The organism is Methanosarcina baltica (assembly GCF_055394095.1).
This window is the reverse complement of sequence record NZ_AP042463.1, coordinates 823,978-838,302: the sequence shown is the minus strand read 5'-3', so window position 1 is coordinate 838,302 and position 14,325 is coordinate 823,978. Positions and strand designations below refer to the sequence as shown.

General features: G+C 46.0%; 10 protein-coding genes. 9 read left to right on the top strand and 1 reads right to left on the bottom strand.

All coding sequences use genetic code 11. The features are described from left to right. Window positions 1–113: 113 nt before the first annotated feature. The 9 genes from ACZ5QV_RS03625 to ACZ5QV_RS03585 all read left to right on the top strand — a co-directional run bounded on the left by ACZ5QV_RS03625 (window position 114) and on the right by ACZ5QV_RS03585 (window position 12,314). A complete protein-coding gene (locus ACZ5QV_RS03625; RefSeq protein WP_464601261.1) occupies window positions 114–1,367 on the top strand; it encodes a P-loop NTPase fold protein in 1,254 nt (417 codons plus the stop codon). Window positions 1,368–1,538: 171 nt separating this feature from the next. Next, on the top strand, window positions 1,539–3,287 hold the full coding sequence (locus tag ACZ5QV_RS03620) for a tetratricopeptide repeat protein (protein ID WP_464601260.1): 1,749 nt from the start codon (window positions 1,539–1,541) through the stop codon (window positions 3,285–3,287). 167 nt (window positions 3,288–3,454) lie between these two features. Beyond that, window positions 3,455–6,244, top strand: coding sequence for a DNA-directed DNA polymerase (locus tag ACZ5QV_RS03615; protein ID WP_464601259.1), 2,790 nt, complete (start codon window positions 3,455–3,457; stop codon window positions 6,242–6,244). A 371-nt stretch (window positions 6,245–6,615) separates the two neighbouring features. After that, window positions 6,616–7,491: a PstS family phosphate ABC transporter substrate-binding protein gene (locus ACZ5QV_RS03610; protein ID WP_464601258.1), complete on the top strand. Its 876-nt coding sequence runs from the start codon at window positions 6,616–6,618 to the stop codon at window positions 7,489–7,491. 87 nt (window positions 7,492–7,578) lie between these two features. Then, window positions 7,579–8,469, top strand: coding sequence for a phosphate ABC transporter permease subunit PstC (gene pstC, locus ACZ5QV_RS03605; RefSeq protein WP_464601257.1), 891 nt, complete (start codon window positions 7,579–7,581; stop codon window positions 8,467–8,469). Further along, window positions 8,470–9,327 carry a phosphate ABC transporter permease PstA gene (pstA, locus tag ACZ5QV_RS03600; RefSeq protein WP_464601256.1) on the top strand — a complete coding sequence of 286 codons (858 nt, stop codon included), beginning with the start codon at window positions 8,470–8,472 and terminating at the stop codon, window positions 9,325–9,327. Between the two features lie 22 nt (window positions 9,328–9,349). Beyond that, window positions 9,350–10,126 (top strand): phosphate ABC transporter ATP-binding protein PstB, encoded by a 777-nt coding sequence (gene pstB, locus ACZ5QV_RS03595; protein ID WP_464601255.1) that lies wholly within the window; start codon window positions 9,350–9,352, stop codon window positions 10,124–10,126. Between the two features lie 5 nt (window positions 10,127–10,131). After that, the gene (gene phoU / locus ACZ5QV_RS03590; protein WP_464601254.1) at window positions 10,132–10,782 is read left to right on the top strand and encodes a phosphate signaling complex protein PhoU; all 651 of its coding nucleotides are present in this window, start codon (window positions 10,132–10,134) and stop codon (window positions 10,780–10,782) included. 122 nt (window positions 10,783–10,904) lie between these two features. Continuing rightward, complete coding sequence (locus tag ACZ5QV_RS03585) at window positions 10,905–12,314, top strand: dihydroorotase (protein ID WP_464601253.1); 1,410 nt, start codon at window positions 10,905–10,907, stop codon at window positions 12,312–12,314. A 135-nt stretch (window positions 12,315–12,449) separates the two neighbouring features. Here the strand turns inward: ACZ5QV_RS03585 and ACZ5QV_RS03580 are convergent, their stop codons facing one another. Next, complete coding sequence (locus ACZ5QV_RS03580) at window positions 12,450–14,114, bottom strand: IS1634 family transposase (protein WP_464599431.1); 1,665 nt, start codon at window positions 14,112–14,114, stop codon at window positions 12,450–12,452. Between the last annotated feature and the right edge of the window lie 211 nt (window positions 14,115–14,325).

The following is a 14,325-nucleotide window of genomic DNA, read 5'->3' as shown; positions in this document are numbered from 1 at the left end:
TATTTTCCAATATGCCGGGGGCTGACAGATCATGTTCTTATAATATCGGCAATAAATACTGACTTCACAGAACATAATCTAAAAATTCAGTATTTTTACAGGAAGTACAGGCAATGACTGACGATCTTAAAGCTGTTTATCACCTTTTTAATCCCGACAAGGCCCTGTTTGATGAGGATTTGAAAAAATACTACGTTGAAATCGGGGAAAATGAGACCCGGATCCGCAAACTCAGAACCCGTCTGGATCTGGGTCTGGAGTCAAAGGAGGCTATTAAAATCCTCTTCACCGGCCACAGGGGGTCAGGTAAATCGACAGCCTTAAACCGGCTCGTTTCCAGTTTGAGCGATGACTTTTTTGTGGTAAGTTACGACGTTCTGGAAATGCTGGATCCGAATGATGTCAATTATGCCGATGTTCTCTTTTCTATTCTTGCCCAGTTAATTGAAAGAACCAGGGAAGAGAAAATCGAAATTGGAAAGGATCCGATTGAGCGGGCAAATAAATGGGGCTCTTCCATTACTAAAGAAATCATCTCTTCTGAAAAAAATGAACTTGGGGCTGGCATTGGAGTCCGTTTTCTGCGTTTCATGGAGCTTTTTGCCAGAATGAAAAATGAGACAGAGACCAGAGAAGAAATTAGAAAGGAAATCAGGCCAAGGATCTCGGAGTTAATAAGCATCATCAATGATATTGTTGTTGAAATCGAGGAAACCGGGAAACAGGTGCTTATAATTATTGATAACCTCGAAAAATCAAACCCTGAAAATGCCTTTGACCTCTTCGAAATCCACGGTACTCAGCTTGCTCAGCCGAAGTGCAAAATTATTTACACCTTCCCAATCTCTCTGAAAAATTCGGATCGATTTTCACAAATCCGGATGAATTTCAGTGATGATATAATGTATCCCAACATCAAGGTCCACAATCAGGACGGTAGTGTGGACAGGGAGTCCACAGACCGGGCACTCATGAAGAAAATTGTTGCTAAAAGGGTAAATCCCGAGTTGTTTGAACCCGAAGCCCTGGAGTATATTATCGATATGAGCGGGGGGGTTTTGAGGGAATACATAAGGATTATCAGGGATTCGGCGGTTACAGCTCTTACGAGAGGTAAAACGCTTATTGATAAGGCGGTTGTGGAAGAAGTGGTCAATGACCTCAAAAATACCTACCAGAACCAGTTAAGTGACGAAGACTATGATATGCTTCTTGAAATTTCCAGTTCCAAAGATATGAAACGGAACAGGGTGCTCGTGGGCCTGCTTCACAATCTAAGTGTCCTTGAATATACAAACGGAAGGAGCTGGTGTGACCTGAACCCGGTTGTTCGCGCAATCCTTGCTGAAAAAAATATGCTTCAATAAATGATATTGATTCCAGGGGTTTATCGGATGTTCTCAACAGGAAAAAAGCTTGAACTTACGCCTGAAAACCTTTTCAAACTGGATAAACTGGCCACCGTCCTCAGCATCTCGGAAGACCTTACAATTGTTTTCGTGCGCTGCAACAAACCCGTCCTCTGTGACGCTATCTGTGTGGAGATTACAGAGAGGCTGGAACATGAACTTTTTGTTTATCCTGTTAATATGAATGAGGACTCTCCCGATCTTCTGGAACTTTTAAATGAGGCCGTGGCCTCGGACCTGTATGCTTCAAAAATAAGAGAGAACAAAAAGCCCGCCTTCTTCGTTTTCGGGCTTGATAAAGCAATAAGAAAAAAAAGCCAATCAGGAAGGTCCGAGGCCCTTGCAATTCTAAACATGATGAGGGAAAAGTTTCTCGATTTCAAGCATACGATAGTTATCTGGGTAAACACCGCATCTTTTCAGGCGGTCCTTTCCGAAGCTCAGGACTTTTTTTCCTGGCGCACCACTGTTATCGAGTTTGAAATGGAAAAAGAAATAAGGGCCGTAACATCGGTTGATTTTGGGGACTCGGAACTTTCATCCTTAAGCAAAAAAGAACTCGAGGACAGGTGGGATTATTATTCCCGTTTATTAAGGGAACATATGGAAAAAGGGTCTATTGATCTTTATAAACTGGCTTATTGGAATTCTAATCTTGGAATGATTAAATTACTGAGGGGTTATTCTGAGGATTCCATTAAATATTTTGAAATTTCTCTGAGAATTTCTAAAGAAATTGGGGACAGGCGAGGAGAAGGAAATTCCCTTGGAAATTTAGGGTTAGCATACAGTGATCTCGGAGAACCAAGAAAAGCGATTCAATATTATGAACAGGCCCTCAAAATTTCTAAAGAAATTGGGGACAGGCGAGGGGAATGTACAGATCTTGGAAATTTAGGGAACGCATACAGTGATCTCGGAGAACCAAGAAAAGCGGTTCAATATTATGAACAGGCCCTCAAAATCTCTAAAGAAATTGGGGACAGGCGAGGAGAAGGAAATGCCCTTGGAAATTTAGGGTTAGCATACAGTCATCTTGGAGAACCAAGAAAAGCGGTTCAATATTATGAACAGGCCCTCAAAATTTCTAAAGAAATCGGGGACAGACGAGGAGAACGAAATGCCCTTGGAAATTTAGGGAACGCATACAGCGATCTCGGAGACCCAAGAAAAGCGATTCAATATTATGAACAGGCCCTCAAAATTTCTAAAGAAATTGGGGACAGACGAGGAGAACGAAATGCCCTTGAAAATTTAGGGTTAGCATACAGTGATCTCGGAGAACCAAGAAAAGCGATTCAATATTATGAACAGGGCCTCAAAATTTCTAAAGAAATTGGGGACAGGCGAGGAGAAGGAAATCGCCTTGGAAATTTAGGGTTAGCATACAGTGATCTCGGAGAACCAAGAAAAGCGATTCAATATTATGAACAGGCCCTCAAAATCTCTAAAGAACTCGGAGATCGACGCGGAGAAAAAATTCACCTTGGGAATTTAGGGAATGTCTACAATGTTTTGGGAGAATCAGAAAAAGCAATTGAATATTATAAACAAGCACTTAAAATTGATAAGGAAATGGGCGATAGACTTGGAGAAGGAATTCACCTTGGGAATTTAGGGAATGTCTACAGTGTTCTGGGATACCTAAAAAAAGCAATTGAATATTATGAACAGGCCCTCAAAATTGCTAAAGAACTTGGAGATCGGCGCGGAGAAAGTGCAGCCCTTGGAAATTTAGGGTCAGCACACAGCGATCTCGGAGAATCAGGAAAAGCGATTGATTTTTTGAAAAAATCCCTGGCAATTGGAAAAAAAATCAAAGACTCAAAGATAATTGGGTTTTGTGAGCAACATTTGAAATCGCTTCAACCAAACTGAATTCGTTTTAACATGACTATTTTCCATTATAAGGTATTCTCACTTTTCAGGCAGGTTTTTCACTTTCATTTTATCCCTTTTCAGGGCCTGCTCTATTTTACATTTAAAGCTTATTTTGCCCACCTACAACAAAAGATATATGTTTACCTAAAACAGTAAACCTGCCCATGGATTTTCAGGTCTTGGATGCGGATTATAAAGTTATCAATAATCAACCGGTCATTCGTCTTTTCGGGCGGGGGGCGGACGGCAGGAGTGTGTGCTGTCTTGTTCCCGGGTTTGAGCCCTATTTTTATCTCCGGGCCGAGGGGGATCTGGATGCCATAGGCCGGCTTATAAAAGACACCTTTGAGCAGGTGAAAAAGGTCGAGACCGTTAAAAAGTTCGAGCCTGTGGGCTACCAGAAAGCCAGGAAAAACATGCTCAAGATCACTACCCTTTTACCAAGAGACGTCCCCGCGATCAGGGACGAAATTTTAAAAATACGCGGGGCAGAAGAGGTCTACGAAACTGACATTCTTTTCAGGAACCGTTTCCTGGTTGACCGGGGTCTCGGGGGAATGGGCTGGGTCTCCGCAGAAGATGATAATGAGAGATACCCGGAGTTTGCAGCCGAACTCGGGTTAAATAAGAAAGTTAAGGCTTCCTCTTCTCCTTCTTCCTCCTATTCTTCCTCTTTTTCTCCCTGGGAATTTACCTGTGATTCCGTAATCCTTGCATCGGAAGTCCGGAAAATCGAAAACCTTTCCAACGCTCCTCTCAGCTACTTGGCTTTTGACATCGAATGCCTGCCCCTGGATGGGGGGATGCCAACTCCGGATAAATCTCCGGTTATCATGATCAGTTTTTGCTTCGAGCCTGCTTATAAGGGGCATCAGACTCTTATCCTGGTCGCAAAACCTGTCGAGGGAGCAGCCCCCGATGTCCTGCACTTTCCGAATGAAGGGAAAATGCTGAACAAATTTTTTGAAATCATCTGCGAATATGACCCCGACATCGTTGTGGGCTATAACCACCAGGGCTTCGACATCCCCTATATCACGGACAGGGTCAAAACCCTGACCGAAGCCGGGAAAAAGATCAACTCCACGGCCGGGCGGGATGGCAGTCCCATGGGTTACCGGAGGTTCGGGCTTATTACCAGGACCGAAATGAAGGGCAGGGTGGTGGCCGACGCCCTTCCCCTGGTGCGCCGGGGTTTCAGTCTCAAGCAGTACACCCTGCGGGTGGTCTCAAAGGAACTCCTGGACCGGGAAAAGCTCGATGTGCTCCCCGGAGAGATGGAAGAGCACTGGCTGGATTCCGGAGAAAAATTGCATAAATTCATTGATTACTCAAGAAGGGACTCCGAGCTTGCTCTGGAACTAATTCTCAAACTGAAACTGCTCGATAAATACGTTGCCCTTTCCCGCGTCAGTGGGGCCCTTCCGCAGGAAGTGGTGGACGGGGGGCAGACCTCCATGGTCGAGCAGCTCATGCTCCGGGAATTTGGGTCAAGAGATAGGGTAATTCCCCCGAAGCCCGATGATGAACTTTCGACAAAACGGTACAAGCAAAGTTCCGAGTTGAAAGGCGGAGAAGTGCTTGAGCCCATGAAAGGCCTGCTTGAAGAGGTTGTGATCCTTGACTACAAGTCCCTTTACCCGACAATCATGATGGCGCACAACCTCTGTTATACGACCGTCGTGACCGGAGACCGGCCTGAGGAAGATACTATTAAACCTCCTTCCGGAGGGGAGTTCGTGCCTGCGAGTGTCTCAAAGGGGATCGTGCCTTCCATCCTGGAAGACCTTCTGGCCCAGAGAGGCGAGACCAAGGTCAGGATGAAAAAGGCCACGGATGATAATGAATACAGGGTCCTTGACGCAACCCAGCTCGCCTTAAAGATCCTCCTTAACAGTTTCTACGGCTATTCGGGCTACGCCCGCGCAAGGCTCTACAGCCTGCCCCTTGCCAACGCCGTTACCAGTTTCGGGAGGAGCAATATCCTGAACACGCGGGCTCTTATTAACGATACCATCGGGAAGATCATCCTCAGGGACGAAGTGGCTTTCCTGACCGAAGAAATTGAGGCTCCTTTTCCGGAGGACCGGGCGGTGGAGCTTCTGGTCGCTTACGGGGATACGGACAGTGTTTTTGTCCAATGTAAGTCTGAAAAAGACATTTCCCTTGAGGACGTGAGCCTTGTCGGAAACCGATTGGCAAAGCTGGTCTCGGACTCTCTTCCTGATCCCATGGAGCTTGAGTTCGAGTCGATTGCAAAGCGTGCCCTCCTGATTGCCAAGAAACGCTACGCTCTCTGGCTGTTTGAGCCCAAAAACTCCGGATGGGAGAACAAAATCAAGGTTAAAGGTATGGAAACGGTGCGCAGGGACTGGTGCGAGCTGACCTCCAAAACCCTGAATAAGGTGCTGAAACTCGTACTGATTGAGGGTGACATTGACGGGGCCGTGGAACATGTCCGGCAGGTGGTAAATTCCGTCCGGAACCTTGACCCGACAAAAGACACCGAGCTCGTTGAAGACCTGATCCTTACCCGCACCTTTTCCCGGAAAATTGAAAGCTATAAGAGCAAGCAGCCCCACCTGACCGTTGTCAAGAAGATTAAAGAACGCACCGGGATTATGACCCCCATCGGGACGAGAATTCCCTTTGTCATTGTGGCCGGCAGAGGGCTCTTTGTGACCCGGGCCGAAGACCCTGACTATGTCCGGGAACACAACATCTCGATTGATGTGGATTACTATATTAAAAAGCAGATCCTGCCCCCCGAGGAGCGCATCCTGGGGGTTTTCGGGGTAAAGTCTTCTTCTCTTGATTTCGATTCGAAGCAGAAAGGGCTTTTTGATTTTGAAGCAAAGCCTAAGGAAGAAGAAAAACCTTTCAGAAAAATGGAAAACAAACAGGAAACATGCGGGAATGAGAAGGCTGCTCAGAGTTCACTCTTTGATTTCTGAGTCTTCTAGCCTTTTTTTCTTCCTTTTCTTCCTCTTCGTCCTCTTTTTCCGGGCCTTTCGGTTCTGATTTTTTAAAATTTCAAACTGTTCTCTACTTTTTCTGAGTCTTTCAGTTTACTTTTCAATTTTTAAACTGTTCTCTGCATTTTTTGTTTTGCAGCATGTTTTGCAATTTCAATCTCCCCGCTTTTTCAATTTCTATATACTCTATTCATTTATTCTGATTATATGAATTCAACAACTCCATCTATAGTTTATATGGACAATCTTTATAAACACCTTTCTTTATACTGGGATTTACTAAAGAATACTGTGTAATGATATAGATTGTTGATATCTCTCGTGTTTAGTTTCGGAGGAATAACCACAACATGGCAGGCAATTTTAAAAAATATGCAATTCTCTCGGTCCTTTTAATGGGGCTTGTTTTTTCAGGAATCGGCTGCATTGGCGGTGATAATGGGGGAGAGGGTGCTCCGGCAGTTGATACACAGAGTATTTCCGTAAAAGGCTCTGACACGGTTTTGCCCGTTGCCCAGTATGAAGCTGAAGAGTTTATGATCCGCTATACAGGCAAGGATATTGCAGTCACAGGGGGCGGGTCCGGGGTAGGAATTGCCGCTCTTATTGACGGGGAAATTGACATTGCTGCCGCCTCCAGAAATATGAAGGGTGCGGAATTCGAAAACGCAGAGGAAAATGGTGTCACCCCTCTGGAGCATGTAATTGCCTGGGATGGGATTTCCGTTGTCGTCAATCCTGAAAACCCTGTTTCCGAGCTCAGCTTTGACCAGCTGCGCGGGATCTACAACGGCAGCATCAGCAACTGGCAGGAAGTCGGTGGAGAAGCCGGGCCGATTGCGGTAATGTCCAGGGACAGCAGTTCAGGGACTTATGAGTACTTCAAAGAGAATGTTCTTCTGGGAGACGAATTCCGGCCTGATGCCCTTACCCAGCCGACCACAGGGGCAATTGTCGGTGAAATTTCCCTGAACCCCAATGCAATCGGATACATCGGAGTGGCCTATCTCGACGAAAACTTAAAAGCGCTGAGTGTGGACGGCGGAGATGGTTTCCAATACCCGAGTTCTGAAAACATCATCAGCGGGCAGTACCCGCTTGCAAGGCCTCTTTTCTTCTACACTGACGGCGAGCCTTCCGGGCTTACAAAAGAATTTATCGACTTCGTGCTGAGTGCCGAAGGCCAGGAACTCGTACAGGAAGTAGGATATTTCCCTGTAAAATAAACTGTATACTAAAGTTTTTAGCAGTAATGCAAATCTCGGTGAATCATAAAACCGTAATCCGGGAATACAATTTAACAAGGGGAAATAATGTTCAACAGAATTTATAAGGAAAAAGTGATCGAATCCGCTCTCTTTTCGGTGAGCGCCCTGACGGTCGTCATCCTTTTCCTTATATGTATTTTTTTATTCAAAGACGGGCTTGCCCTCTTTGAAAATTTCAGCTTCATGGACTTTGCAGGCGGAAAGTTCTGGTACCCAACTTCAGTAAATGCGCAGTTCGGGCTCTTGCCTCTGTTTTTTGGGTCTTTGATTGTGACTGCCGGAGCAATTGTTTTTTCAGTTCCTCTGGGGGTCGCCTCTGCCATATACATCTCTGAAATGGCTCACCCGAAGGTCGCCGAGTTCCTGAAGCCTTTTATTGAGATCCTTGCGGGGGTCCCGTCTGTTGTCTACGGGTTCTTCGGGCTTGTCGTGCTTGTTCCTTTTATCCGGGAGACCTTCGGGCTTGCCACGGGCCAGACAGCTCTTACAGGTTCGGTCATGCTCGGGATAATGGCTCTACCCACGATCATTTCCATCTCCGAGGATGCGATCAGTTCGGTTCCCAGGTCTCTCAAGGAAGGGTCTCTGGCTCTCGGGGCCACAAGGTGGCAGACTATCTACAGGGTTATTGTGCCTGCGGCCCTTTCCGGAATTTCCGCGGCGGTGATGCTTGGGATGGGCAGGGCAATCGGGGAGACCATGACTGTCATGATGGTAACCGGAAATACCGCGATAATCCCCGGGTTTCCGGGAGGGATACTGAACCCGGCCAGGACAATGACTGCCACGATTGCGCTTGAGATGGGGGAAGTTCCTCAGGGAAGTGCCCATTTCCATGCTCTGTTTGCGGTCGGGTCCGTGCTTTTCATAATCACTTTCCTGATTAACCTGCTCGCGGACGCGGTTAAGAAGAAATACAGGTTTAAGGTGGATTGAATGGGCCTGAGTGCAAAAACAAGCGAAAAGATAGCCTTTACTTTCCTGACTCTTGCTCCGCTGCTGGTCGTCTCCTTTGTAGTTATTATCCTCTACAACATCATTTCCAGCGGGTACGGGGCGATAAGTGTTGAGTTCCTAACTGAGATGCCCAGGAAAATGATGACCCAAGGCGGGATCTATCCGGCAATCGTGGGGACTCTGGGCCTTATTGTGGGCTCCCTGGCCGCGGCGCTACCTCTGGGGGTCCTGGCTGCCATCTACTTAAACGAATACGCAAAGGAAAGCCGGGCTACCTGGGCTATTGAAATGGCAATAAACAACCTTGCAGGGACTCCTTCCGTGGTCTTCGGGCTTTTCGGGCTTGCCATGTTTGTTAAGTATCTGGGCTTCGGGGCTTCGCTTCTGTCAGCTTCCCTGACCCTGGCGCTCCTGATTGTTCCCGTGATCATCCGTTCCACCCAGGAGGCCCTGATAACGGTTCCCATGGAATACCGGGAAGCTTCCCTGGCGCTCGGGGTCAGCAAATGGCAGACTATCAGGAATGTGGTGCTTCCGGCCGCAATCCCGGGGATAACTACGGGAGCTATCCTGAGTGTGGGAAGGGTTGCAGGGGAAACGGCTCCTATCCTGCTTACCGGGGCGGCTTACTTCCTGCCAAGACTGCCGGACTCCATTTATTCCCAGTTTATGGCTCTACCCTATCACCTTTACGTGCTTGCAACAGCTGGTACCAACATTAGTCAGACCAGGCCTCTCCAGTACGGGACGGCCCTGGTCCTGTTGATGATCGTGTTGAGTGTGAACCTCTTTGCGGTTCTTATACGCAGGCATTATCGGAAAAAGTTGAAATTTTGATTATTTCATTGAGGTACATTAAATGAGTAAAGCTGTTAAAAACATGGCTAAGCCCCAGATAGAAGTTAAAAACCTGAATCTCTGGTACGGGGAAAAACAGGCTCTTAAGGACATCTCTATAGTGATTCCGGAAAAAAGTGTCACCGCTCTTATAGGGCCTTCAGGTTGCGGGAAGTCCACCTTTATCCGTTGTTTGAACCGGATGAACGACCTTATTAAAAGTTGTAGAATTGAAGGTCCGGTCTCAATTGGGGGAAAGGACATCTATTCCGGAGACCTGGATGTGGTGGAATTAAGAAAACATGTGGGGATGGTTTTTCAGAAAGCAAACCCCTTCCCAATGTCCATTTATGACAATATCGCCTACGGCCCGCGCATCCACGGGGTCAGGAAAAAAGACCTTGACGGGCTTGTCGAGGAGGCCCTTCGCTCGGCCGCGATCTGGGACGAAATCTCGGACCGGCTGGCATCTTCTGCATTTTCTCTGAGCGGGGGGCAGCAGCAGAGGCTCTGTATTGCCCGGACCCTTGCCGTAAAGCCGAAAATCCTCCTTTTTGACGAGCCATGCAGTGCGCTTGACCCGATTTCCACGGCCAGGATCGAGGATTTGATAATGGAGTTGAAAAAGGATTATACCATTGTAATCGTAACTCATAATATGCAACAGGCAGCAAGGATATCCGATTATACAGGCTTTTTCCTTATGGGGAAGCTGATTGAATTTGGCGAGACGAGGCAGATCTTTGAGAATCCGAAGGTGCAGAGTACCGAGGATTATATTACCGGAAGGTTCGGGTGATTTAAATGGTCCGGAACAAGTACCATGAGCAACTGGATTTCCTGAAGGAGTCTATAGTCTCGCTTGGGGAAATGACCGGGCAGATTTTCCGGGATTCCATGGAGTCGGTGCTGGAGCTCGATGTCGAGCTTGCGCAGAGGACGCTTGACCTGGAGCCTGAGGTGGACGAACTTGAGCGGGCAATCGAGGTTTCCACTTTCGAGCTGCTGGCCCTTCAGCAACCCCTTGCAGGGGACCTCCGCTTTGTCATATCCGGGCTCAAGGTCACGGCCGACCTCCGGCGAATTGTGGGGCTTTCCATTAATATCGCGAAAATTCCCGGACAAATCAAAGGCGGGCACATAAAGCCACTTGTGGACACAAAAAAGATGGCTGATTTCACAGGGGAAATGATTTCAAAATCCCTCAGGGCCTTTGAAACCCGGGATTCTGACCTGGCCCGGGAAACCGCTGCCCTGGATGAGAGGGTCGATAAGCTTTTTTATGCGGTCTGGGTGGAACTGATTGAGATGATGGCAAAGGACCCGACCATTATTTCCAGGGGGACGTATTTGCTTTTCCTGATACGCTATCTGGAAAGGATTGCTGACCATTGCTGCAATGTCTGCGAGGACGCTGTTTACCTTGCAACGGCTGAAAGGGTTAAGCTGAACTGAATTGAACTGAACTGAGCCGCTTTCTTTTTTACGGGGTCAGAGGAACCCCTTTTCTCTTCTATTTTATCCCGGTTTCCTCTCAGGTGCGGGCTTTAAGTATGTTTTTGAGCATATAATCGCCCATGCCCGATATTTTCATCAAAAATACCAAAATTTACCATGATAACTGTCTTCAGCCTGCTGAAATCATCATTGAGGACGGGAAGGTCACCCGGATTGGAAAGGACCTCAGGGTCTCCAGTTCGGACCTTATAATTGATGCTAAGGGGGCCCTCACCCTGCCAGCGGGAATTGATGTGCATGTGCATTTCAGAGATCCGGGGATGACGTTCAAAGAGACCTGGTACACGGGTTCCTGTGCTGCAGCCGCGGGGGGGATTACCACGGTCATAGACCAGCCCAATTCCATACCACCCACCACGGACAGGCGTTCTTTTTATCTGAAACACAAACTGGCCCGGAGAAAGTCCATTGTGGATTTCGGGATTAACGGGGGGGTTACCGGCAACATTGAAAAACTGGAGGAACTCTGGGAGCTGGGGTCCATGGCTTTCGGGGAGATTTTCATGGCCGAGTCCACCGGGGGGCTCAATATCAGCGAGGAGGCTTTTGAGGACGCTCTGGGAGAAATCAAGAAGTTTGGGGCTCTCGCTACCATTCATGCCGAGGACGAGAAGCTGAGGCTGGAGTGTGAGGCCCTTTTGAATACCTATACTTCTCCTGACTATCATTCAAAGGCCCGTCCTCCAGTTTGCGAGGCAACGGCGGTCCAAAAGGCTGTGGAACTTGTAACTTCCCTCAAGACCAGGGCCCATTTTTGTCATATAAGCACCCTTGAAGCCGTGGGCATTATCCGGAAAGAGAAGTACCTTGCAAAAAAGGCTGAACAGGCTTCTCTGATAAGCTGTGAGGTCACTCCCCATCACCTTTTCCTCTCAACAAGGGACTGGGAAAAGCTCGGGGCTTTTGGTAAGATGAACCCTCCTCTCCGGAACCTGCAGAGCATCAAGGCCCTGACAAACGGCCTGAATGACGGGACTGTTGACATGGTCGCCTCGGACCATGCCCCCCACCGGCTGTCCGAAAAGGATACGGATATCCGGGAAGCGCCTTCCGGAGTCCCGGGGGTTGAGACCCTGATGCCCCTTATGCTCGCCGCTGTAAAGAAGAATATCCTGCCTCTCGGGCGGATGATCCGGGCTACGAGCCTGAACCCCGCAAAGATTTTCGGGCTTGACCGGCATTCCAAAGGGAGGCTTGCGGAAGGTTTTGACGCGGACCTGATTATCGTAAACCCGAGGGACATCCGTCCGATTAAGGGTGAACTGCTGCATAGCAAGGCCGGCTGGACACCGTTTGAGGGTATGGAAGGGGTGTTCCCGGAGTATACGCTTTCGAGGGGGGAGGTAATCTGGATGGAGGAGTCAATTACGGCAAAAGCGGGGCGTGGAAAGTTCCTTGAAGGGGCCGGTTTTAAGGATATGTCCCTGGATGAGGTCGAGGACGAGAATGAAGACGATGACGAAGAATGACGAATAACGAATAACGAAGAAAATAACGGAAAATAACGAAAATTAAACTTTACTTTCAAAGATGCATGTTTTTCCGTTATCAAGCGGCTTTGTTTGTGTGGGCCTAAGGAATGAATAATCCTACTGATGACGTTTTTATTGGGGTGGCAGGTAATTACCCAGGTTCAAGAAAGAAAATAATGATGCTTGCTTTGTACTCATCTCTTCCAGAATAATATTACACTTATTTGATTCTTTATCCTGGATAACTGCCAGCCTAATTTCGGACAAATTTTCAATTAGTCTTCTCATAGAAAGACCATATCTCTTTGTCTCCCAGGCTAAATATCTGTAGAAAAGTAAGCCAATTATAGACAGAAATACGTGAACTTTGATATTTTCATCTTTGTGGTGGTACACCGGTCCCACAGGGACAAGCAGGTGATCATTCAATAGCTTAAAATCATCCTCTATAGCGCCTTTATTGTTGTATGTTTGCACAATTTTTTTAGTGTGCCAACGGTGCTTATCTGTAAATAGTATATTTTTTCCTAATGAATTTTCGCGCTTATTTTTATTCTCTTCGTCAATCCAGAACTTTAACTGAGGTTTTTTCTTACCTTCAGGAGCATCAGTAATTTCATATTTCACCATACTTCTGTATTTTTTGATAATAATGTCTGCAACCTCTTTTTCTACACTGCTCCTGTTTCTTGCTTTTCCTCTGTTGCTTTCCAGTCTCCTCTGTAGGTCTTCCAGATTCTCAGTTATTTTTGACATATTTGACTCACAAGTTCTTTTTTGAAGTTTGTGAGTTCCTTCATTGAAAGTAATTACTGTTGTAAATTCTGTCCCGTAAAACTGATGCTTTGTCCGATAGCCATAAATTTTGTGGCCTTCTGAGCTTTCATATAAAAATTGATATTTAGATAATGGCACTTCAAGAAGATCATCTGCCTGATTTGCTTTTACAGCCCCTACAAAATTCATCTTTGAAGTTGCTTTTTCAATGTTGTCCTTTGAATTGTTTCCCTTATCAAAAACAAGAACAAGGTCTTCCGAACAAATATTCAATTCGGTTAGACGGTTTACTATTTTGTCAACCAGACCTGAAAATTCCTCTGAATCATGCACATTTCCTGGATATGTCTCGTGAATAAAAGGTAAGTTGTAATCATTAGCAGCCAGCGCTACAGATACCTGATTTTTGTCTTTACGATGCTTTTTGTTATACCCTTTATGAAGCAATTCACTTTTTTCATCATAATTGGTAGCATAAGTGAACCAGTTTGATTCATCCACAAACAGTACTGAAGGGGTTAGTCCTTTTTCGATGAGAACTCGGCACAAATCGTCTTCAATATTTTTCATTGTGTCGGAATCAATGTAATTCATATGATTCAAAAAATTCTGACAATTTAATTTATGAGGGAATTTCCACTTAAAAGATAAGGCCGATTTTTTGAACCATTCCCCAATACCGTTTTCACTTAAAACTCCATGAGATTTCCCCACTATATCAAGTAAAAGATACTCTCCGACACTTAAACCATCGATTGATTTTTTCATAGTGTGCTTGTTCACTATGTCAACGAATCCAAGCTCTTCATTCACATGAAGAAGTGCGGCAAGTTTGCCGTACTCAAAAGATTTCAGTTTCATGTAGGGCAATGATTCACTCTGTTTTTTCATTTCAAATATTTTTTCGGCATTGCCTAAATATATCTGAAATATAGTTTTCACTTTTCCATCAATTCTGCCAGTTTTAATAATATACCAGTATTTTTTACCGTTGATTATTTTCTGTTTTAAAAAAACCATGATATAAATTTAGGTTCTACGTATATAAAGATATTTCTTCAAAAAACAGATACAATAGGCTTTTTAAATGTAATTTAGAACTTAGGCCTTACAAATATTTTTTTTAACGGATCTTCCTTGCCACTGATTTTTGTGGCAAATCAAGGCAAAAATAGCTCTTCTTTGAAAGCTGAGTTAAAATGAGCTGGAGGGCTTCTTAGCCCTGATTAAT

Bases quoted from the DNA above. Each gene is read 5' to 3' on its own strand.
- ACZ5QV_RS03625 (WP_464601261.1), top strand. From the start codon at position 114: ATGACTGACGATCTTAAAGCTGTTTATCACCTTTTTAATCCCGACAAG.
- ACZ5QV_RS03580 (WP_464599431.1), bottom strand. From the start codon at position 14,114: ATGGTTTTTTTAAAACAGAAAATAATCAACGGTAAAAAATACTGGTAT.
- pstA (WP_464601256.1), top strand. From the start codon at position 8,470: ATGGGCCTGAGTGCAAAAACAAGCGAAAAGATAGCCTTTACTTTCCTG.
- ACZ5QV_RS03585 (WP_464601253.1), top strand. From the start codon at position 10,905: ATGCCCGATATTTTCATCAAAAATACCAAAATTTACCATGATAACTGT.
- pstB (WP_464601255.1), top strand. From the start codon at position 9,350: ATGAGTAAAGCTGTTAAAAACATGGCTAAGCCCCAGATAGAAGTTAAA.
- pstC (WP_464601257.1), top strand. From the start codon at position 7,579: ATGTTCAACAGAATTTATAAGGAAAAAGTGATCGAATCCGCTCTCTTT.
- phoU (WP_464601254.1), top strand. From the start codon at position 10,132: ATGGTCCGGAACAAGTACCATGAGCAACTGGATTTCCTGAAGGAGTCT.
- ACZ5QV_RS03615 (WP_464601259.1), top strand. From the start codon at position 3,455: ATGGATTTTCAGGTCTTGGATGCGGATTATAAAGTTATCAATAATCAA.
- ACZ5QV_RS03610 (WP_464601258.1), top strand. From the start codon at position 6,616: ATGGCAGGCAATTTTAAAAAATATGCAATTCTCTCGGTCCTTTTAATG.